We start from the raw sequence: 19336 nt of genomic DNA, 5'->3' as shown, positions 1-19336 counted from the left end.
TAACCTTTTCCCCAAACCCAATTCCAAGTTAAAAATCCTTAACCGAGCAGTATTGCTTTGGGTCTACGTTCCTTAACTAAACCGTATTGCTTATGCTCGAAGTAATTTTATAGAAGTGTCAAAGTAATTCGTAATAACGCTTGCGAACTCATTACGAATTACGAATTACGAATTACGAATTACGAATTACGAATTAGTTCCCATTGCTACGCCTGCTAAATACCCAGTTGTCCAAGCACTTTGGAAGTTAAACCCACCGGTGACGCCATCAATATCTAAGATTTCTCCGGCAAAATAAAGACCAGGGACTAACCTACTTTCCATCGTCTTGAAGTTGACTTCTTTAAGGTTGACGCCCCCACAGGTAACAAATTCTTCCTTGAAGGCTCCTTTACCCTTGATTAAGTATTGTCCCTGAGTAAGTTCTTGCAGCAGTTGATTTAAGGTTTTACTAGATATTTCTGCCCAACGGTCTTCTGTGCTAATACCTACACGGGCAATGATATATTGCCAGAGACGATGGGGTAACTCAACGCCGCGATGCAATGCGATCGCTTTCTTTCCCCATTCATCTTTAACTGCTAAAACTTTTTCTCGCACTTCTTCTTGTTGCAAATGGGGCAGCCAATTAATCAGTAATGTGGCTTGATAGCGGCTTTCGTGCAGAACTCTCGCACCCCAAGCAGAAAGCTTCAAAACGGCAGGGCCACTTAAACCCCAGTGGGTAATTAGCAATGGCCCAGTTTGTTGTAATTTCGATTTTCCGCCCACAGATAACCGCAATTGGACAGGGTTAACGCTAACTCCAGCTAAAGCCCGTAATTGAGGATCGACAATGTTGAAGGTAAATAACGAGGGTACTGGCGGTTCAATTTGATGGCCTAACTCTCGGACAATTTTATAACCCACAAGGCTGCTGCCGGTAGCAAGAAGTAGGCGATCGCATTTAATCGTCTCTTCTGACTTCAGAAGAATATCAAACCCTCCATCTGTCGCGGTTTTCACTGAAGTTACATGTGTACCGATCCGGAGTTTAACACCAGATTTAGCGATCGCTTTAATCAAACATTCCACAATGGTTTCTGAACTGTTGGTGACAGGAAACATCCGGCCATCAGCTTCCGTTTTTAGATAGACTCCACCAGCAGCAAACCAGGTTACTGTATCTTGAGGGCCAAACCTAGTCAAAGCACCCCGCAAAGCTTTTGCGCCTCTGGGGTAATTTTGCACTAACTCCTCCGGGTCAAAGCAAGCGTGGGTAACGTTGCAGCGTCCACCACCAGAAATTAGCACTTTCGCTAGGGGTTGACGACTGGCTTCGAGTAAAATAACTTCGGCATCAGGATTGGCTTTAGCACAAGCGATCGCGCCAAAAAATCCCGCTGCCCCACCCCCAATAACTACGATTCGTAACGGTAGCAAGTTCTAATATTTCTCAATAGCACGTACTTTACTAGGCTAGCCGTTATTTTCACTCTTCAACCAGTTCAAATTGGTCTTTTGTGGCACCACAAGTTGGACATACCCAATCATCTGGTATATCTTCAAAGGCTGTTCCCGGCGCTATATCGCTATCTGGATCGCCTACTTCTGGGTCATATTCATAGGCACAAGCGGTACATATATACTTTGCCATGTCCTTTCTCCTAGTATCTTTCTCAAAAACTAATACTTCGACTTCTCTACGTTCGCGCAGCGTGTCGCAGACAGAGGCTACGCGTTAGCGGAGCTTTCGCTTTAGCGATACGCTCAGTACAAGTGACCAATGACCAATGACTAAAAACGCCACCATGTCCTTTGGGCATAACTAATAATTCCGATCGCGATCGCCCCTAGTAGCAGTACCCAAATTATTCCACCTGGAATAAAAGTAAGAATACCAAAGCCTCTCAGTACCCAAACGGCTACGCTAATGCCGAGAAGGATACCAAAAATCTGGATTAATCTACGATTTAAAGAAGATTGACTCACCTACTTTTCCTCTCAACTCAACAGAGATTACGCTTGATATTGACAATCAAATATGAAGTTACGATGAAGTTCAAGTTTCATCAGAAATAACACGTAAAAATCGAGAGATGCTATCCAAATATTGGGATAAATTGCTTGATATTAGGTCGTGTTTGTGCCATTCTAGCTGTTAATAACGCAGTTTTTCATCTATAAGTATTTCTCTGATAAAACTCACTTAAGTATTAATTGCGTGAATTATGAGAATAAATACAGTTTTTCCAGTAAAGTAACTGAAATAATTATCAAACAAATAACCCTTTCCGGAAAAGAGAGGCATTACACTGGAACTAAAATTTAAAGGGTTGGATCTAAATCAAGTTTTATGGCTTGTAGTTTCAACTCTATTAGGTGGATGAGTTGAGGAGTAACTAAAATCATTATGTCTGCGTCTCATATCTCAGACTCAATTATTGCAGGTTCAGATATGGCTTGGAGTCAAGACAAGCAAAGTTTGCTGGTACAGGGTGAAATTTTTGTAGAAACGCGATCGCACAAGATGTGTGGTGGTGCGGTGACAGCCTGGATGTATGTACCGATGGTGCGATCGCAAGTCTGGCAGCAATTAACTGATTACCCCCGGTGGGTACAATATTTTCCTGATATCACTAAAAGCGAGATATCACATAAAGGTGAAGTCAAACGCCTGTATCAAGCAGCCCAAAAAGCCTTTTTCTTTTTCACAGCTCAGGTTGAAATTTACCTCAACGTTGTAGAAGTGCTGGGGCAACAAATCCAATTTCGCATGGAAAAAGGAACTTTTGAGGACTTTAACGCCAATTTAGAACTCAAAGATTGCGGTAATGGTACTTTGCTTGCCTATACTGTGCAAGCTACACCATTGATTCCAATTCCATCAGTTTTTATTCAACAAGCAATGAACTTAGAGTTACCTGCAAATATGCGTAAAATGCGACAAGTACTTTGTAAGGGACAAAATAATTCGTAATACTTCTCTACGAGAGGCTACGCCCTAAGCGTAGCTATGCCGCAGGCTTTACGGCTACGCTCAGTACAAGTTCGTAATTCGTAATTATTACCCTACGAACGTGAATTCGATAAACCTCTCCCTGCCTTGAACTAAAGTTCAAGCCTGTCCCTCTCCGAGTCGGAGAGGGGCGGTTTTGCCTAGTAAAACCAGGGAGACGTCTTTGTATTACTGTTAATTAGATGGACACTATATGACTCGTCGAACTCACGTCCTACGAATGTTTCACAAAAAAACGCCAAGACGCTCTTGCTTGACTTGGCGTTTTGGCGTGAGATGATCTTTAAGGAAGAGGCAACGGGAAACGGGGCATAGGGAAGAGAACAAGAGGAAAGCTCTCACTCAAGTCACCTTGTCTCCCCTGCCTCCCCCTGCTCCCTACTCCCTACTCCCTGCTCCCTGCTCCCTGCTCCCCTTCTTTTTCAATTAGCTGGTAAATACCTCAGCAGGTAAGCGACTAAAAGAAAGACGCTCATTTTGCACATCTACAAAGATGGTGTTGCCATCGGTAAATTCACCGCGCAAGATGGCTTTAGCGATTTGAGTTTCTAACTCTCGTTGAATGGCTCGCTTCAGTGGACGCGCCCCATATACTGGGTCATACCCTACTTCTGCTAAAAAGTCAAGTGCAGCATCCGAGAGCTTGAGGGATATTTTGCGATCGCTAAGTCTTTGCCGCAATCTTTCCACTTGCAATAGCACAATATGCCGCAATTCCTTCTTATCTAAACCGTGGAAGATGATGATTTCATCAATCCGGTTCAGGAACTCTGGACGGAAGCTATTCCGCATCGCTTCCATTACCCGACGGCGCATTTCGTCGTAGTGGGCGTTATCGCCGGCGACATCAAGAATGTACTGCGAACCGATGTTGCTGGTCATGATGATAATAGCGTTCTTGAAGTCCACCTTATGACCTTGGGCATCAGTGACGCGACCATCATCAAGAATTTGCAAGAAGATATTGAAGACATCGGGGTGTGCTTTCTCGATTTCGTCGAAGAGAATCACTGAGTAAGGACGACGGCGAATCGCTTCTGTAAGTTGTCCGCCTTCTTCATAACCCACGTATCCTGGAGGCGCACCGATTAAACGTGAAACGGCGTGTTTCTCCATATACTCCGACATATCGATTCGCACCAGCGCATCTTCACTATCGAACATATACGCCGCCAGCGCTTTCGCTAACTCGGTTTTACCTACACCTGTCGGCCCAAGGAAAATAAAGCTAGCAATGGGACGATTGGGATCAGCCAATCCAGCCCGCGATCGCTGAATGGCATCTGCTACAGCTGTGACTGCTTCTTCTTGTCCAACCACGCGGCGGTGCAGTTCATCTTCTAAATGCAGCAGTTTCTCTTTCTCAGATTCCACCAACTTGCTAATAGGAATCCCTGTCCATTTAGAAATAATTTCGGCAATATCAGCTTCTGTTACTTCTTCCCGTAATAGTGATTTACCACTTCTTTGAGCATTTGCCAATTCAGATTCTACTGTTTCCAATTGACGGTGCAAACTGGTTAAATTGCCGTATTTCAACTCCGCAGCGCGGTTTAGATCGTAGTCGCGTTCTGCTTGCTGAATCTCTAAGTTGACCCGTTCAATCTCTTTTTTCACAGACTGAATTTTGTCAATGATATCTTTTTCAGACTGCCATTGAGTATTTAGGGTTCTTTGTTCTTCTTTGAGATCGGCAATTTCTTTTTCCAATCTTTCTAGGCGTTCACGAGAAGCTGCATCGCTTTCTTTTTGCAGTGAAAGCTTCTCCATTTCTAATTGCAGAATCTTGCGATCAATTTCGTCGAGTTCTTCAGGTTTGGAGGTAATCTCCATTTTTAATCTCGCGGCGGCTTCATCTACCAAGTCAATGGCTTTATCAGGGAGGAAGCGATCGCTAATATAACGACTCGATAATACGGCTGCTGCAACTAAAGCACTATCAGAAATTTTCACCCCGTGGTGGTTTTCATAACGTTCTCTCAACCCGCGTAAAATCGAAATACTATCTTCTACACTAGGCTGATCGACATAAACTTGCTGGAAGCGTCTTTCTAGTGCCGCATCTTTTTCGATATGTTTGCGGTATTCATCTAGAGTTGTCGCCCCAATACAGCGCAATTCGCCCCGCGCCAACATTGGTTTTAACAAGTTACCAGCATCCATCGCGCCTTGGGTTGCACCAGCGCCGACAACGGTGTGAATTTCATCAATAAATAAAACAATATTGCCGCCAGATTCAGTAACTTCTTTTAATACTGCTTTCAGGCGTTCTTCAAATTCACCCCGGAATTTGGCCCCCGCAATCAAAGCACCCATATCTAAAGAAATCAGCTTGCGGTCTTTGAGGGATTGGGGTACATCACCTGCAATAATGCGTTGTGCTAATCCTTCGGCAATCGCAGTTTTACCAACACCTGGTTCACCAATTAGCACAGGGTTATTCTTAGTGCGGCGAGAGAGAATTTGCACAGTCCGACGAATTTCATCATCTCGCCCAATCACTGGATCGAGTTGACCTTTACGTGCGGCTTCTGTAAGGTCACGCCCGTATTTTTCCAGTGCTTCGTATTTGCCTTCTGGATTTTGATCGGTCACTTTTTGGCTCCCCCGAACTTGTTTAATAATATCTTTTAGCTTGCCTTCGTTTAAACCGAATTCTTGGAATAAAGCTTTGCCAAAGCGATCATCTTTAGCGTAAGCCAGCAATAAGTGTTCAATTGAAATATATTCGTCTTGAAACTCTTTGCGATACACGTCTGCCCGATCTAGAAGTGTATCCAAGCTGCGTCCTAAGTAAACAGAACTGCTAGTACCGGATACTTTCGGCTGACGTTGAAAAAATTGTTCAGTGCGATCGCGCAGTTTTTGGAGGTTAACACCCGCTTTAGTGAGAATCCCAGTTGCTAGACCATCTTGTTCTAGCAGCGCTTTCATCAGGTGTTCGCTTTCAATTTGCTGTTGTTGATATTGTTTAACAATATCAGGGGTATGGGCGATCGCTTCCCAGGCTTTTTCTGTAAATTGGTTAGGATTAGTAGGTTGCATAGGCTTTTTCAGGAACGTAAAGGCGCAGCAGCTTGTCGCAGGCTACCACCAGAACACCAAGTAAATAAAATTTCTGTTCTCAGATATATAGATATTGTATGGACAGCAGAGCGATCGCCTAGATCGGTGTTCACGTCTTGTAAAAGTCGTATTTTCCCGTAGTTGCGATTTCCAGTTTATTGTTGTGCTGTACGACTAGGGAAACAAACTCAAGCGAATCCATAATTGTCAGGCTGCCACTTGAGAAGCACTGTTCATCTCCAAATATTCGATAGTGACTTTTCCAGAGGAAGTAATGCCTATAATTTTGGCAGATTGAGTATCAACCTGAAAATGCTCAAGATTGCTACTGTAGTCATGCTTCCAGTTTGGAATCCTTTGCCTCAAATTATAGCTCTACGCGAACAACACCTGAGCAAGTGGTGGAGAATTGTAAAAAGCGAATAAATCTAAATGCGTAACTAAGTTTAAAGTTCTTCTACCTTACCTCCACCATTATCCTCCTGCCCCCACACAGAGTTACCATGATCCCAGGTCGCCTAGTGGATGCTGAAAATGATTGACCCCTACGACTTTGAAGATGATAACTTTGACTTTGAGGATGAAGAGCTATTTAAAATAAAACCTATCAGCCAAATGACTGAAGGGGAAAAGCTAGTGCGATTTAAGCGCTTCTTCGACAGCAGCAGCCGTGCTATGTTGCAAGATTGTCTATTTCGCATCGTCAATTACGAAGATGGTACAGGTACGTTAGAAATTCTTTGCCCTAATGAAGTCGTAAGACAACGCCTTTCCAAAAAAAAGCGCAAAATTACCAACAACATCAACACCTGCTGGAGCCATATCAGATGGTTTTCGCTATGCGTCCAGCAAGATAGTGAGTTGCATTGCCAGAAGTTTACCCGTAACGGTGATTTAGTGACATCTTAGGAGAGGGGAAGTAGGGAGTAGGGAGTGGGTAGTAGGGGAAGAATAACAATGACAAATGACTAATGATAAATGGCTAAAAAACAAAAATTTCCTTACCTAGTTGGTTCCAAGTGGACTGCACAGCAAAAAGTTGATGGCTGGCGGCACTTTCAAGTTGTTAATCGTAAAAATCAGGCTAAGTGGGTTTACGCCGAAATGGTTTCTGCTTGTGATCCTAAAGTCCGTTTTTGGATAAATGCCAAATTATTACAAGATAACTCCCAGTGGCAAGCTGGCTGGCAAACATTACAGGAAATCCACGGAGTTGAAGATGAGGTGTCTTAATTAGCCTTTTTAGCCTCGTTCCCAGTCAGAGACTGGGAATGCCCCCAAGAGGCTCCGCCTGCTAAACTTGGAAATTTAATAATTTTTTACAAAATCAGACTAACTTACTCTCAAGCAGCAATTAAATGGTTTTGGCTACCGACCGAAAATTGCCAATTTATCTGCGATACCTTCTCTACGTTCGCGCAGCGTGTCGCAGACAGACGCTATGCGTAGCTTGCTTCCACGTTCGCGTAGCGTCCCGCAGGGAAGTGGTACGGTGAGCTACGCTAACGCAAATTCCAGTAGTATTTCCAGCATAGGGCTGCATATACCTCTCTTTACGCCCCAATGCCTTGAAAACACGTTGTCCAACCATCAGCCAATTCTATGAAAAGCATTCAAAAAAGCCGATTTCAGTTTTTTGTATTTTGTAACTATTTTTATAAAAATAATTAATAAAAACTGTTTATTTGGACTTTTTAGAGCTAATAAGGTCTTTAAACAACATAAAGAGCCAAATAGTTATAATCGGGGTTTAATTCATCTGATAAGACCGGTTTCCAAATTAAGAGCCACTTTCTTTTCTATGTAATTTGCCCAATAATGACATTCACAGACCTCACGCATCGCCATCTCAGGAAAGGTGAAGGCAAATGTTTGAGCCACAAGTTTGACAAGTAGCTATAAGAGGCAAATAAAAGTGAAACTAGCAGTCTACGGAAAAGGTGGTATCGGTAAATCCACAACTAGCTGTAACATATCAGTCGCCCTAGCTAAACGTGGCAAGAAAGTGCTGCAAATTGGTTGCGACCCCAAACATGACAGTACCTTTACCCTGACTGGGTTTTTGATTCCGACAATTATCGACACTCTCCAAGAAAAGGACTATCACTACGAAGATGTCTGGCCGGAAGATGTAATTTATAAAGGCTACGGCGGTGTTGATTGCGTAGAAGCTGGTGGCCCACCTGCGGGTGCTGGATGTGGCGGCTACGTAGTCGGTGAAACCGTAAAATTACTTAAAGAACTCAATGCCTTTGATGAATACGATGTAATTCTCTTTGACGTTCTGGGTGACGTAGTTTGTGGTGGTTTTGCAGCACCACTCAACTATGCAGATTACTGCCTGATCGTTACAGACAACGGCTTTGATGCTTTATTTGCTGCCAATCGGATCGCTGCTTCAGTCCGCGAAAAAGCAAGAACTCACCCATTGCGTTTAGCTGGGTTAATTGGCAATCGCACATCCAAGCGCGACTTAATTGAAAAATATATAGAAGCAGTGCCCATGCCAGTTCTAGAGGTTTTACCTTTAATTGAAGATATCCGTGTTTCCCGTGTGAAAGGTAAGACTTTGTTTGAAATGGCAGAGCAAGATCCTTCCCTAGACTACGTTTGCGACTACTATCTCAACATCGCCGACCAAATTCTGGCGCGTCCCGAAGGTGTTGTACCTAACGACACACCAGATCGGGAGTTGTTCTCTTTGTTGTCCGATTTTTATCTAAATCCGGGTAAACCCCAGGTTCCTAAATCAGAAGAGGAACTAGACTTGATGATTGTATAAATCACCAAGTTCTCAGGATGGGGGACAATAACATGGCATTCTTTCACAGCTTTACAGATTCAATAAAGCAAAAGTGGTTGCAATTTTTCCAGAATAATCGAGACTGGATTACCCTGCATATGGAAGTTGAATCAGTGTACACCCCTGATGGCGGGAAGCGACCACCTTCTTACCTCATCCTGGGAGTTCTTAACGCCCTAGAGCCAAAGCTAGCGCAGTTAATGTTGCCCTTTGCCAAACTTAATCCTGACGCCGATACCCTAATTGAGGTGCTGGATTTGCATTTTGACCCAGATTTAGCTCTTGGTAATCGCTTCGTCGTCAACCCAGATGTAGAGAGATTTGTAGAAGAAGCAGCAGCTGTTATTGACGAAAAGCTTGAAGATGAAACATTGACACATCCTCATACAAATGGCTTTGCTTCGGTGGCGGTAGTTCAAGAGTTCACAATGGTGGATTCTGACAATCAAAGTCTGGGGATCAGTGAGTTGGAGGAAATCGAAAATGGCTTTGGCGATATTTCCCTAACCAACGGACACAGATTAAAAGATGAGTCTCTCCAAACCTCTAGTTTAGAAGCAGATGAATTTGGAGAAATTGCCTTCGATGCAGATGCAACAGCTGCAATGGAAGTAAAGCTGGATGAAGACGAGGTACTTGAAGATAGTCCACTAGATGAGAATGCGTTTAAAGACGTGTTATCAGATGTCTGGGGTGATGAAACAGCTTTGCAAAAGGCTGAAGAAAGTAACGATTTTTTGGGGGAAGAACTGCCAGCAGGCGTTTTTGATGAATCAGAAATTGCCCGTCTCTTCCCCAACGCTTAATTATTGCCGTTCCTCACAATTTTAAGTTTTAGATATGGGGTTTTGGATTAGAAATTAGGGAAATTGTCGTCAGACAGAGGATATTCTTGTTGTCCCAGCCTTCAATCCAAAATTGTCAATCTAAAATCTAAAATTGGTTGACCTGCCATTAAATATCAAGGGGAGAAAAAACCAAAATGACTGTCGCTCAACAACCAGAAGCTTTAAGCTTTGAATGTGAAACTGGAAATTACCATACCTTTTGCCCAATTAGCTGCGTGGCGTGGTTATACCAAAAAATTGAAGATAGCTTCTTTTTGGTGATTGGGACAAAAACTTGTGGCTACTTCCTGCAAAATGCGATGGGGGTGATGATTTTTGCTGAACCCCGCTATGCAATGGCAGAGTTGGAAGAAGGCGATATTTCAGCACAACTCAATGATTATGAAGAGTTAAAGCGGTTGTGCTTGCAAATTAAACGCGATCGCAATCCTAGTGTAATTGTCTGGATTGGCACTTGCACCACCGAAATTATCAAAACAGATTTAGAAGGCTTGGCACCAAAGCTGGAATCTGAAATCGGGATTCCCATCGTTGTTGCGCGGGCAAATGGTCTAGATTACGCCTTCACCCAAGGGGAAGACACCGTATTAGCAGCAATGGCTAACCGTTGCCCTGATAAGGCTCCTGTGGCGGAAACAGAGAAGAATGAACGCAATGCGATCGCAAAATTGCTCAACTTCGGTAAGAAGAAAGAAGATGTCGCCCAAGATGAATCTGAATACGTAGCTCATCCACCCTTAGTTCTCTTTGGCTCCCTTCCCGACCCCGTAGTTACTCAGTTAACCTTAGAACTGAAGAAACAAGGCATCAAAGTTTCCGGCTGGCTACCCGCGAAGCGCTTCACTGAATTGCCAGTACTAGAAGAAGGGTATTATGTCGCTGGTGTCAACCCCTTCCTCAGCCGTACAGCTACCACCTTAATGCGCCGCCGCAAGTGTAAACTCATTGGCGCACCCTTCCCCATCGGCCCCGATGGCACCCGCGCTTGGATTGAAAAAATCTGCTCGGTGTTCGGTATTACTCCCAAGGGTTTGGATGAACGGGAAGCACAAATTTGGGCAGGCTTGGAAGATTACGTGAAACTGATTCGCGGTAAGTCTGTATTCTTCATGGGTGATAACTTGCTGGAGATTTCCCAAGCAAGATTCTTAATCCGTTGTGGGATGACAGTTCACGAAATCGGCATTCCCTACATGGATAAGCGTTATCAAGCTGCTGAGTTGGCACTGTTGGAGAAAACTTGTCAGGAAATGAATTCACCCCTGCCAAGGATTGTAGAAAAGCCAGATAATTACAATCAACTTCAACGGATTTATGAGTTGAAACCAGATTTGGTAATTACTGGTATGGCTCACGCTAACCCATTGGAAGCACGCGGTATTAATACAAAGTGGTCGGTGGAGTTCACTTTTGCTCAAATTCACGGCTTTACGAATGCGCGTGACATGTTAGAGTTGGTGACTCGTCCGTTGCGTCGGAATAATAATTTGAAAGATTTGGGTTGGGATAAATTGGTGAGAGAAGAAGCGAAGATTTAGATTTGGGTTTTTATTGAGCAACAGCATTATAATTAAGGCGAACTTTTTGGGTTCGCCTTTTTTTGTTTTGCAGAGGCGCAAAGTGAGAGCTACTATAAATAGTTACAACCATGTAGGTATTGCTGAATAGACAGGATAATTTAGGAGATGATGTGATGCCTGAAATTTGTCGTTTTTTAGGGATTATCATTACCATGTACTATAACGACCATCCGCCCCCTCATTTCCATGTCCGCTACAATAAGCAAAAGGCAATTATTGATATAGAAACCTTATCAATTTTAGAAGGTAAACTCACTCCTAGAGTTCTTGGTTTAGTAATTGAATGGGCAGCTATGCACAAATCAGAACTTAGAGAAAACTGGCAATTGGCAAGATAAAATAATCCCTTAGAAAAAATTCAACCATTAGAGTAAATTATGCTTCAAGACATTATAGAAGTTATTGCTCACGATAACTATCAACTCTATTTGAAGTTTGAAGATGGAAAAGAAGGTATTGTTGATGTTAACCAGCTAATCGAATTTACAGGAATTTTTACACCTTTAAAAGATTTAAACTATTTTAAAACCGTTAAACTTAACCCTGAATGGGGAACAATTTACTGGGATAATGGCGCAGATTTAGACCCAGACGTTCTTTATTCTGTGGTTACTAACCAATCTATTCCCACCTATAGAAATCTGGAAGAATATAAAAAAAGTTGGAGTTAAAACAGAGATAATTGCAGAAGTCGGTGATTTATTAAAGCCTAGTAAATTTTTTTCAGTAACTAAATTAGATAATGTAGCAGGTTGCTGAAAATATCAGGGAAAACCTAAAACTCTTGAGGATATGGATAATGCAATTCGCTAAGGTGTAGAGAAATCGTCATTTAAAAGTAGAAAACTGGCTCAAACCTGATTAAAAAAGCTAACAAGTTTCTATTCCCTAACTCCAGAACTCACCATGACTCAAAAAACCTATCAACTCCCTCTAACCTTCGAGCAAATTCTTAATCTTGTCCTACAACTTCCCGCACAAGAACAACTTATTCAAGAAATCAAGAAAACCTCTTGAAATAATAAAGATGAAGGTTTACTTAGTGTTTTTAACAGAATCGGCAGAAATGCTCAAGCCAAAGGATTAACCGAAGAAACTCTAGAAGAATTACTCGCCGATGAGTCATAAACTAATAGAGGAATCGTGGCATGATTGCGGTTGATACGTTTTTATAGTTTCCTTAATATTAATTACAATTATAAGTTTTACTGTCAACTGTAACAGTTATTCCAACCCGATTAACACCAACTGCTTCTAATAGATTTTTACACGTTTCTTTAGCTTTTTGTTCAGATGATTTTTCAAAAAATAGTTTGTTTACCATGCTTGATAATAAACTAAAGGCTAAAATGCTTAAAAAAATGCGAATTGTTTTGTTCATATTAACTTAATTAATCTCTAAGTATTGATGGATTAAGAGTGGCTTTATACTTTATATAATCACCTAGCTTTTAACGCTTCAAAAGCTAAAATTTCTATAATTCTATAGGTGTAATTAAAAAAACAAAACTTATTAGAAATGATATAATTTTGATACTTTCACTGACCCAATTTTTGAGCATACATAAACGAGAACCATTGGTTATTTCAAATAAACTAGGACACTCATAAAAAGAATCGCTCCCAAAAATAATTGATAATGGAAAAACAACGAACTTTAATAATTGTTCTGACACTGCCCATACCAACATAAAAATAATAATATATAATATCGCAATTAATATAAAATTATTTTTAGCGTCTTTTGGAAGACCGTCAAGCATTGAATCACTTACTGCTATTATTCTTATTTTCTTTTGAGGAGAAGACATTGGTCTACTGTATAAAACTTATTTATAGTCTTATATTTTCAAAATATTTACCTGAGAGAAAACCCTTAATTTAGCCTGATAAAAAGTAATCATGTTCTTTGATCTCAGTAATTACACACTTTACATTATAAAAAATACCTATAAATAGTTATATTAAAATAAAAATAAAAAATAAACTTGTTTAAAATTAGTGTAATTCATTCAATTCCCAGTTTTCTCCTAATTACTAAACCTTAGCAAGCTAATACCTACCCTTTACTCAGTGTTCCCAATTTGAGTTCTATTCTGTATAATACCGATGCGATCGCTCTTTCTAACGAACCGCCAAGACGCCAAGAAAGAAAAGCGATCGCCCAAATATCATCTGATTCATCTACAGTTACAATAAAGTAGTAAAGATAGGAGCAAATATGTATGCTTACTGGAATTAAACAAAAGGCTATTGTAGGCAAAGATGGCAAGATTGAACTTTTAGCAACCGAACTAGCAGAAGGAACAATCGTAGAAGTTATTGTGCTAGTTGAACCACCAATTGAAGAGGATGAAACTACTTATCTTTTAAAATCAGAGGTTAATAAAAAACATCTGCTCAAAGCTTTGGAAAATGTAGAAAAAGGAAACCTAATTTATGTAGATTTAGATGAATATGAAAAAAATTACCTTTGAACCAGAAGCTTTTGAACAATTAGGTCAGTGGGCAACAGAAGACAAGAAAATTTTCAAAAAAATATTAGCACTGATTAGAGATATACAAAGAGATCCTTTTGCAGGGATAGGGAAGCCAGAACCATTAAAATATGAACTACAAGGTTACTGGTCAAGGCGGATCACAGATGAACATAGATTAGTTTATAAAGTGCAAGAAGATTTATTGATTATTTTGACTTGCAAATATCATTATGAGCAATAAAGGTTATTGAGGCTGGGATATTGTTTTAGTTAAAGCGATCGCTTTTTTTAACGAGAAAATGCAGAGCGATCGCAGATACAATCATAAGTAAAAGCAAGCAGGTAAAAAATGGTTGAAGTTATGGTCAATATCCTTAAAATTGGCTGTTGAACTTCGTTTGAAACCAGCCCTCAATTAACAGCAAAGTCTGTATATTTACGCACAGATGGCAACTGAAAACCTAAAACAATATCTTCTTTTGGGACGCCTAATTCAACTAATTCATTAGCAATTCCTACCTCTGTTCCATCTTGCTGAATCCAGATTTTTTCGTCAATAATATCTAGATGCAGAACAGGCCCATATATACGATCTTGCTCGTGCCAACCTACATAAACTAATTGATAATGATCGTGTTCTGTATCATAAATTGTCTGTGCTTGAATGCGATCATCCCAAACAATACTAGCGTGTTGTTGAAGTAAATTCTTAATATATTGCCGATATTCGTCTAGCTTTGCCATTGGGCGATTGTCTCCTGTTCAATATCTCAACAGATACTACTGATAACTTGCAGAAATTCCTTTAGTACAGGTATCATATCGTCTTCTCGCCACACTACAGCCGTTTCTACTAATGGTGTTTTTTCTTCTAAAGCGCGATACACCACACCAACCCTCTGAAGATTTTGCAATGAAGATGGTGCGATCGCAATTCCCATTCCCGCCGAAACCAATCCGATAATTGTCTGCATCTGAATCGCTTCTTGAGTCACTTTCGGGCTGAAATTTCCTTGCTGGCAAAGACTTACGATTTGGTCGTAAAGTCCGGGCCCCAAATGGCGAGGGAACATGATAAAGTTTTCGTTTACTAGCGATCGCACTGAAATCTTTTCTTGTTCAGCTAAGGGATGAGTTTGCAACATAGCCACAATTAAAGCTTCTTGCTGAATGCACTCTTGATTAAGTGTGTTGTCTTCTAAAGGTGGATGGGCAAAGCCTATATGGATGCGGCGTTCTTGTAGCGCTTGTTCCTGCTGAGTTGTGGTTAATTCCTGCAAAATCAACTCTACTTCTGGAAACTGTTCTCGAAACCGTCGCAAAATTACAGGAAGCAAATCGTAAGTTACCAAACTGGTAAACCCAATTCGTAGTTGTCCCTTTTCACCTCTTCCCGTTTTTTGAGTTAGCTCAATTGCTTTTTGGAGTTGAGCCAAAAGTTGATAAGCTTCTTGCAAAAAAACTTGTCCAGCTTCTGTTAGTTGCACCTGTCGCTTGGTTTTACGGTGAAATAGTTCTACCCCCAATTGCGCCTCTAGTTGCTGAATTTGCTGGCTTAAGGGCGGTTGAGCAATGTGCAATCGCTCGGCGGCTCTACTGAAGTGCAGTTCCTCAGCGACAGCGATAAAGTAGCGCAGATGTCGCAGTTCCATATTTTTGATATTTTATAAGTTTCAATTCTCTACAAATATATATTGGACATCTCAAAATTACCTACCTATGATACTCATACAGATATCGTAGGGAGTCAAAGCTATGCCAGAAAGGTATACTCCAGGCTATTCAAGCAATGCGACGAATTTTATGGCAAAACGTAGCGTAGATACTCATGCTGCGTTTTTCACGCCTTATTTACGTCCAGGGATGAAATTACTAGATTGTGGCTGCGGCCCTGGTGCGATCGCCTTGGGTTTAGCAAAAGCAATTTTCCCTGGTATGCTTACGGGTATCGATCGCGAAGTTTCTCAAATCCAGATAGCTGCTGAAAGTGCTTCCACGCAAGGTGTCAGTAACGCTAATTTTCTGGAGGCGAATATTTATGCTTTACCCTTCCCGGATAACTCGTTTGATGCAATCTTTTCCCATGCACTATTTGAGCATCTTCAAGAACCGACGCAGGCGTTAGGGGAAATGTGGCGAGTTTTGAAACCGGGGGGAATTGTTGGGCTTCGTACTCCTGACTGGGGCGGGTTTTTGATTGCACCGTCTACACCAGAACTGGAAAAAGCATTTTCTTATTACAAGTGGCTCCAGCAGGAGAATTCTGGTAATCCTAACGTGGGTAGAGAGTTACGCGCTCTGCTGCGCCAAAGTGGGTTTACTAATATTAAAGCTTCGGCTTCTTATCAATGTTATGAGCCGTTGAGTGAAGCTACAGAATATTTGGCGGTGCGAATTGAGGCTTCTGCAAAAGATGATCAAGCTGTAGAAAAGGGTTGGACTGATGAGCTATCGCTTGCAGCAATGAGTCGTGCTTTACGAGAATGCAGTCAGCACCCAGATGGATTTTTTGCTGCTGCTTGGTGTGAAGTTGTGGGATGGAAAGGCTAGATTAATCCAAGATTTTCTAGAGAATTTGTGACAAAAATTTGCGTGTTCTATCTTCTTTGGGGTTGCTGAAAAATGCGTCAGGAGTGGCTGACTCGACGAGGGAACCGCTATCCATTAAGATAACTCGGTCGGCGACTTCACGAGCGAATCCAACTTCGTGGGTGACGACTACCATTGTCATTCCATCACGGGCGAGATTTCGCATCACATCTAAAACTTCCCTTACCATTTCTGGATCTAAGGCTGAGGTGGGTTCGTCAAACAGCATGATTTTGGGTTGCATGGCTAAAGCACGAGCGATCGCAACCCGTTGCTGTTGTCCACCAGATAACTGTCCTGGATATTTCTGCGCCTGTTCTAAAATTCCCACTCTTTCTAGTAATTGCATTGCCAATTCTTCAGCTTTTGCCTTTGGCGATCGCCGTACCCAAATTGGTGCCAAAGTAATATTTTGCAGCACTGTGAGATGAGGAAATAAATTAAATTGCTGAAATACCATTCCCACTTCTTTGCGAATCGTTTCAATATTTTTTAAGTCATGGCTGAGGGTAATACCATCGATTTCAATTCTTCCCTTTTGGTATTCTTCTAAAGCGTTAAATGTGCGGATAAAGGTAGATTTTCCTGAACCAGATGGCCCCATTAACACTACTACTTCTCCACGATTGACTGTCAAGCTCACACCCTGAAGAACGTGGAACTTTCCATACCACTTATGAACATCTTCAGCAACAATTATTGATTGTATCTCTGACATAATATTTAAATTACAACTCCTAACCTTTGTACAGACGCGATTAATCGCGTCTCTCTAACCGCCGAGAAGCCAATGACATGGAGTAACAAAATACCCAATAAATAAATCCAATAAACAGATAAACTTCTGCATAGCGACCGATAAATTGTGGTTGTGCCAATATGGAACGCGCAATACCTGTGAGTTCCACCAATCCCACTAAAGATAAGAGTGAAGTGTCTTTAAATAACCCGATAAACTGACCAACGATCGCAGGAATAACGTTACGTAATGCTTGAGGTAGGACAATCAATATCACTACCAAGGTTGTATTTAATCCTAGCACTTTCGCAGCTTCAATTTGTCCGCGAGGAATTGATTGAAGTCCACCGCGCACGTTTTCTGCCATGTATGCGGCACTAAATAGTACTAATCCAGCAATCGCTCGTAATACCCGATCTAGACGCACATCTGCTGATAGAAACAAGGGAAGCATTACCTGAGCTAAGAACAAAATACCAATCAGTGGTAATCCTCTAATAATTTCAATGTACAGGATAGAAAACCAACGTACTACAGGCAAATTGCTTGTGCGCCCTAAAGCAAGTAAAACTCCAATCGGAAAGGAAAGCACAATACTGACTGCTGCCATTAGTAGGGTAAGTAGCAAACCGTTCCACAAATTTGTAGATACAGGCTGCAATCCAAACCCACCGCCAATTAGCCATAAAATTATCGGAAAAGACAATAACCATAATAGGGAAAGCCAAGGAGTTAATACCTTAGTAAACTTTCCTCCGATCCAAAAACCTACAAAAATTAAAAATGCAATTAACAATAACCAAAGACGGGATGTAAAGTCTAGTGGTAAAATAACTAACAAAACGCCAATGATAAAAGCAAACAAATAAATTCCACGCTTTGTTAACTGTTGTTTACCAAAGAATACACCCCCAGTTATAGCGCCTAAAGTCGAAGCAATCGCCAGTACAATCCAAGTTCGCCAATATAGCGTTTGAGGAAATCTACCAACTAAAAATAAACGTAAATTAACCTGAATTACCGCCCATTGTGCTTGAGTGGTTGCCCAAGTTAAAATTCCTCGCACTACCCAAAATAGCAATACCAAACAGACAACAGTTAACAAGCTGTTGTACCAATTATTAAACAAATTTTTACGCAGCCAAGTTAATTGAGGATTTGTCATTGGTCATTGGTTATTGGTTATTGGGCATGGCTTAAAGTTCAAGCTCAAAGGCTCAACCTTCAAAGTTTACTGCTTCCTCATCTCTCTTTAATTTGCACGCTACGATTGAACCAATTCATAACTATAGAGATAGTTAAACTCAGGGTGAGATAGGTGAGCATAATCAGTAATATCACTTCTACAGCTTTCCCCGTTTGGTTGAAGGTGGTAGATGCAACAAAATAAATATCGGGGTAGCCGATCGCGATCGCTAAACTCGTATTTTTCGTCAAATTAAGATATTGACTCGTTAATGGTGGAATGATTACCCGCAAAGCTTGGGGAAAAATCACCAGTCGCATTATTAACCCTGGTTTTAATCCTAGCGATCGCGCTGCTTCCCATTGTCCCCTAGCTACTGACTGAATCCCACCTCGGACAATCTCAGCGATAAACGCACCCGTGTAAAAAGTTAATCCCAACAGCAAAGCTGAAAACTCTGGTGATAGGGTAAACCAAGGTAGCTCTAAGCCATTTTGGCTAACACCAATAAAACCCCAAAGGGATATCTTATTTTCTGTTTTGGGAAAAGTCAGAAAAACAGCAAAGTACCAAAACAATAATTGCAGCAGTAAGGGCGTATTGCGGAAAATCTCCACGTAAACCATCGTGATATTCCGCACCAGCCAGTTGTCAGAAAGTCGGGCAATCCCAGCACCTATCCCTACAATTGTTGTAAGCAAAATTCCTGCAACCGCCACCCGCAAGGAGTTAATTAACCCCACCCACAAAGCATGACTATAGCTGTCAGTGGGTTTGTAAGTAATCAGCGTTTCGCCAATATCAAAAGATGCTTGTTGCTTGAGGAAATCAAATCCAAACTGAATACCCAACTGTTGCAAATTGCGGTTGAGATTGCCCCAGAGTATTACTACCAATAATACTGCTACAAATACGGCAATAAATTGCAAGGCAATACGCCAAAAGCGGACATCACGCCATATAAGCGGTTTTGAATTAGTCATTGGTCATTGGTCATTAGTCATTAGTCATTAGTCATTAGTCATTGGGCATTGGGCATTGGGCATT

At 41.4% G+C, this 19336-nt stretch carries 24 protein-coding genes; 12 read left to right on the top strand and 12 right to left on the bottom strand.

Annotation, left to right across the window (positions count from 1 at the left end):
• Positions 1-186 precede the first annotated feature (186 nt).
• The 3 genes from VB740_RS30635 to VB740_RS30625 all read right to left on the bottom strand — a co-directional run bounded on the left by VB740_RS30635 (position 187) and on the right by VB740_RS30625 (position 1971).
• Entirely contained in the window at positions 187-1422 is a 1236-nt protein-coding gene (locus VB740_RS30635; protein WP_323203604.1) for an NAD(P)/FAD-dependent oxidoreductase, read from the bottom strand.
• Between the two features lie 49 nt (positions 1423-1471).
• Complete coding sequence (gene rd, locus VB740_RS30630; protein WP_323203603.1) at positions 1472-1636, bottom strand: rubredoxin; 165 nt, start codon at positions 1634-1636, stop codon at positions 1472-1474.
• Between the two features lie 140 nt (positions 1637-1776).
• Positions 1777-1971, bottom strand: coding sequence for a hypothetical protein (locus VB740_RS30625; protein ID WP_323203602.1), 195 nt, complete (start codon positions 1969-1971; stop codon positions 1777-1779).
• A 421-nt stretch (positions 1972-2392) separates the two neighbouring features.
• On the opposite strand from VB740_RS30625, the gene VB740_RS30620 reads away from it, so the two are divergent.
• Entirely contained in the window at positions 2393-2959 is a 567-nt protein-coding gene (locus tag VB740_RS30620; protein ID WP_323203601.1) for an SRPBCC family protein, read from the top strand.
• Between the two features lie 465 nt (positions 2960-3424).
• Here the strand turns inward: VB740_RS30620 and clpB are convergent, their stop codons facing one another.
• Positions 3425-6043 carry an ATP-dependent chaperone ClpB gene (gene clpB, locus VB740_RS30615; RefSeq protein ID WP_323203600.1) on the bottom strand — a complete coding sequence of 873 codons (2619 nt, stop codon included), beginning with the start codon at positions 6041-6043 and terminating at the stop codon, positions 3425-3427.
• Between the two features lie 8 nt (positions 6044-6051).
• Positions 6052-6177 (bottom strand): hypothetical protein, encoded by a 126-nt coding sequence (locus tag VB740_RS30610; protein WP_323203599.1) that lies wholly within the window; start codon positions 6175-6177, stop codon positions 6052-6054.
• 106 nt (positions 6178-6283) lie between these two features.
• Between VB740_RS30610 and VB740_RS30605 the strand changes: the two genes are divergently transcribed.
• The 8 genes from VB740_RS30605 (at position 6284) to VB740_RS30570 (ending at position 11966) form a co-directional block, all read left to right on the top strand.
• A complete protein-coding gene (locus tag VB740_RS30605; protein ID WP_323203598.1) occupies positions 6284-6490 on the top strand; it encodes a hypothetical protein in 207 nt (68 codons plus the stop codon).
• Between the two features lie 108 nt (positions 6491-6598).
• Positions 6599-6973 (top strand): hypothetical protein, encoded by a 375-nt coding sequence (locus VB740_RS30600; protein WP_323203597.1) that lies wholly within the window; start codon positions 6599-6601, stop codon positions 6971-6973.
• 69 nt (positions 6974-7042) lie between these two features.
• A complete protein-coding gene (locus tag VB740_RS30595; RefSeq protein WP_323203596.1) occupies positions 7043-7297 on the top strand; it encodes a TIGR02450 family Trp-rich protein in 255 nt (84 codons plus the stop codon).
• A gap of 682 nt (positions 7298-7979) precedes the next feature.
• Positions 7980-8846 (top strand): ferredoxin:protochlorophyllide reductase (ATP-dependent) iron-sulfur ATP-binding protein, encoded by an 867-nt coding sequence (gene bchL, locus VB740_RS30590; protein ID WP_323203595.1) that lies wholly within the window; start codon positions 7980-7982, stop codon positions 8844-8846.
• A 32-nt stretch (positions 8847-8878) separates the two neighbouring features.
• On the top strand, positions 8879-9673 hold the full coding sequence (locus VB740_RS30585) for a DUF5331 domain-containing protein (protein ID WP_323203594.1): 795 nt from the start codon (positions 8879-8881) through the stop codon (positions 9671-9673).
• A gap of 176 nt (positions 9674-9849) precedes the next feature.
• Complete coding sequence (locus VB740_RS30580) at positions 9850-11253, top strand: ferredoxin:protochlorophyllide reductase (ATP-dependent) subunit N (RefSeq protein WP_323203593.1); 1404 nt, start codon at positions 9850-9852, stop codon at positions 11251-11253.
• 155 nt (positions 11254-11408) lie between these two features.
• A complete protein-coding gene (locus tag VB740_RS30575; protein ID WP_323203592.1) occupies positions 11409-11633 on the top strand; it encodes a DUF4160 domain-containing protein in 225 nt (74 codons plus the stop codon).
• Positions 11634-11672: 39 nt separating this feature from the next.
• Positions 11673-11966 carry a DUF2442 domain-containing protein gene (locus VB740_RS30570; protein ID WP_323203591.1) on the top strand — a complete coding sequence of 98 codons (294 nt, stop codon included), beginning with the start codon at positions 11673-11675 and terminating at the stop codon, positions 11964-11966.
• A 515-nt stretch (positions 11967-12481) separates the two neighbouring features.
• On the opposite strand, the gene VB740_RS30565 is transcribed toward VB740_RS30570, so the two are convergent.
• Entirely contained in the window at positions 12482-12676 is a 195-nt protein-coding gene (locus VB740_RS30565) for a hypothetical protein (RefSeq protein ID WP_323203590.1), read from the bottom strand.
• Between the two features lie 94 nt (positions 12677-12770).
• Positions 12771-13106, bottom strand: coding sequence for a hypothetical protein (locus VB740_RS30560; protein WP_323203589.1), 336 nt, complete (start codon positions 13104-13106; stop codon positions 12771-12773).
• 414 nt (positions 13107-13520) lie between these two features.
• On the opposite strand from VB740_RS30560, the gene VB740_RS30555 reads away from it, so the two are divergent.
• The gene (locus VB740_RS30555) at positions 13521-13772 is read left to right on the top strand and encodes a hypothetical protein (protein WP_323203588.1); all 252 of its coding nucleotides are present in this window, start codon (positions 13521-13523) and stop codon (positions 13770-13772) included.
• Positions 13753-14016 carry a Txe/YoeB family addiction module toxin gene (locus VB740_RS30550; protein WP_069070717.1) on the top strand — a complete coding sequence of 88 codons (264 nt, stop codon included), beginning with the start codon at positions 13753-13755 and terminating at the stop codon, positions 14014-14016. The genes VB740_RS30555 and VB740_RS30550 overlap by 20 nt, the downstream gene beginning before the upstream one ends.
• Positions 14017-14186: 170 nt before the next feature.
• Here VB740_RS30550 and VB740_RS30545 read toward each other — a convergent pair whose 3' ends face one another.
• Together VB740_RS30545 and VB740_RS30540 are read right to left on the bottom strand one after the other, a co-directional pair.
• Positions 14187-14519, bottom strand: a complete 333-nt coding sequence (locus VB740_RS30545; RefSeq protein WP_323203587.1) for a XisI protein — start codon at positions 14517-14519, stop codon at positions 14187-14189.
• 26 nt (positions 14520-14545) lie between these two features.
• Complete coding sequence (locus VB740_RS30540) at positions 14546-15427, bottom strand: LysR family transcriptional regulator (protein ID WP_323203586.1); 882 nt, start codon at positions 15425-15427, stop codon at positions 14546-14548.
• 103 nt (positions 15428-15530) lie between these two features.
• Between VB740_RS30540 and VB740_RS30535 the strand changes: the two genes are divergently transcribed.
• Positions 15531-16325: a methyltransferase domain-containing protein gene (locus VB740_RS30535; RefSeq protein ID WP_323203585.1), complete on the top strand. Its 795-nt coding sequence runs from the start codon at positions 15531-15533 to the stop codon at positions 16323-16325.
• Positions 16326-16341: 16 nt separating this feature from the next.
• Here the strand turns inward: VB740_RS30535 and VB740_RS30530 are convergent, their stop codons facing one another.
• The 3 genes from VB740_RS30530 to VB740_RS30520 all read right to left on the bottom strand — a co-directional run bounded on the left by VB740_RS30530 (position 16342) and on the right by VB740_RS30520 (position 19272).
• The gene (locus VB740_RS30530; RefSeq protein ID WP_323203584.1) at positions 16342-17082 is read right to left on the bottom strand and encodes an amino acid ABC transporter ATP-binding protein; all 741 of its coding nucleotides are present in this window, start codon (positions 17080-17082) and stop codon (positions 16342-16344) included.
• Positions 17083-17122: 40 nt separating this feature from the next.
• Positions 17123-18268, bottom strand: a complete 1146-nt coding sequence (locus VB740_RS30525; RefSeq protein ID WP_323203583.1) for an amino acid ABC transporter permease — start codon at positions 18266-18268, stop codon at positions 17123-17125.
• A gap of 77 nt (positions 18269-18345) precedes the next feature.
• On the bottom strand, positions 18346-19272 hold the full coding sequence (locus tag VB740_RS30520; protein ID WP_323203582.1) for an ABC transporter permease subunit: 927 nt from the start codon (positions 19270-19272) through the stop codon (positions 18346-18348).
• Positions 19273-19336 lie beyond the last annotated feature (64 nt).

The organism is Nostoc sp. UHCC 0251 (genome assembly GCF_034932245.1).
Classification (GTDB): domain Bacteria; phylum Cyanobacteriota; class Cyanobacteriia; order Cyanobacteriales; family Nostocaceae; genus Nostoc.
This window is presented reverse-complemented; position numbering and strand designations above follow the sequence as displayed.

Coding starts and splice junctions, on each gene's coding strand:
- rd (WP_323203603.1), bottom strand. CDS start 1,636: ATGGCAAAGTATATATGTACCGCTTGTGCCTATGAATATGACCCAGAA.
- VB740_RS30620 (WP_323203601.1), top strand. CDS start 2,393: ATGTCTGCGTCTCATATCTCAGACTCAATTATTGCAGGTTCAGATATG.
- clpB (WP_323203600.1), bottom strand. CDS start 6,043: ATGCAACCTACTAATCCTAACCAATTTACAGAAAAAGCCTGGGAAGCG.
- VB740_RS30600 (WP_323203597.1), top strand. CDS start 6,599: ATGATTGACCCCTACGACTTTGAAGATGATAACTTTGACTTTGAGGAT.
- VB740_RS30595 (WP_323203596.1), top strand. CDS start 7,043: ATGGCTAAAAAACAAAAATTTCCTTACCTAGTTGGTTCCAAGTGGACT.
- VB740_RS30585 (WP_323203594.1), top strand. CDS start 8,879: ATGGCATTCTTTCACAGCTTTACAGATTCAATAAAGCAAAAGTGGTTG.
- VB740_RS30580 (WP_323203593.1), top strand. CDS start 9,850: ATGACTGTCGCTCAACAACCAGAAGCTTTAAGCTTTGAATGTGAAACT.
- VB740_RS30575 (WP_323203592.1), top strand. CDS start 11,409: ATGCCTGAAATTTGTCGTTTTTTAGGGATTATCATTACCATGTACTAT.
- VB740_RS30570 (WP_323203591.1), top strand. CDS start 11,673: ATGCTTCAAGACATTATAGAAGTTATTGCTCACGATAACTATCAACTC.
- VB740_RS30565 (WP_323203590.1), bottom strand. CDS start 12,676: ATGAACAAAACAATTCGCATTTTTTTAAGCATTTTAGCCTTTAGTTTA.
- VB740_RS30560 (WP_323203589.1), bottom strand. CDS start 13,106: ATGTCTTCTCCTCAAAAGAAAATAAGAATAATAGCAGTAAGTGATTCA.
- VB740_RS30555 (WP_323203588.1), top strand. CDS start 13,521: ATGCTTACTGGAATTAAACAAAAGGCTATTGTAGGCAAAGATGGCAAG.
- VB740_RS30550 (WP_069070717.1), top strand. CDS start 13,753: ATGAAAAAAATTACCTTTGAACCAGAAGCTTTTGAACAATTAGGTCAG.
- VB740_RS30545 (WP_323203587.1), bottom strand. CDS start 14,519: ATGGCAAAGCTAGACGAATATCGGCAATATATTAAGAATTTACTTCAA.
- VB740_RS30540 (WP_323203586.1), bottom strand. CDS start 15,427: ATGGAACTGCGACATCTGCGCTACTTTATCGCTGTCGCTGAGGAACTG.
- VB740_RS30535 (WP_323203585.1), top strand. CDS start 15,531: ATGCCAGAAAGGTATACTCCAGGCTATTCAAGCAATGCGACGAATTTT.
- VB740_RS30530 (WP_323203584.1), bottom strand. CDS start 17,082: ATGTCAGAGATACAATCAATAATTGTTGCTGAAGATGTTCATAAGTGG.
- VB740_RS30525 (WP_323203583.1), bottom strand. CDS start 18,268: ATGACAAATCCTCAATTAACTTGGCTGCGTAAAAATTTGTTTAATAAT.
- VB740_RS30520 (WP_323203582.1), bottom strand. CDS start 19,272: ATGACTAATTCAAAACCGCTTATATGGCGTGATGTCCGCTTTTGGCGT.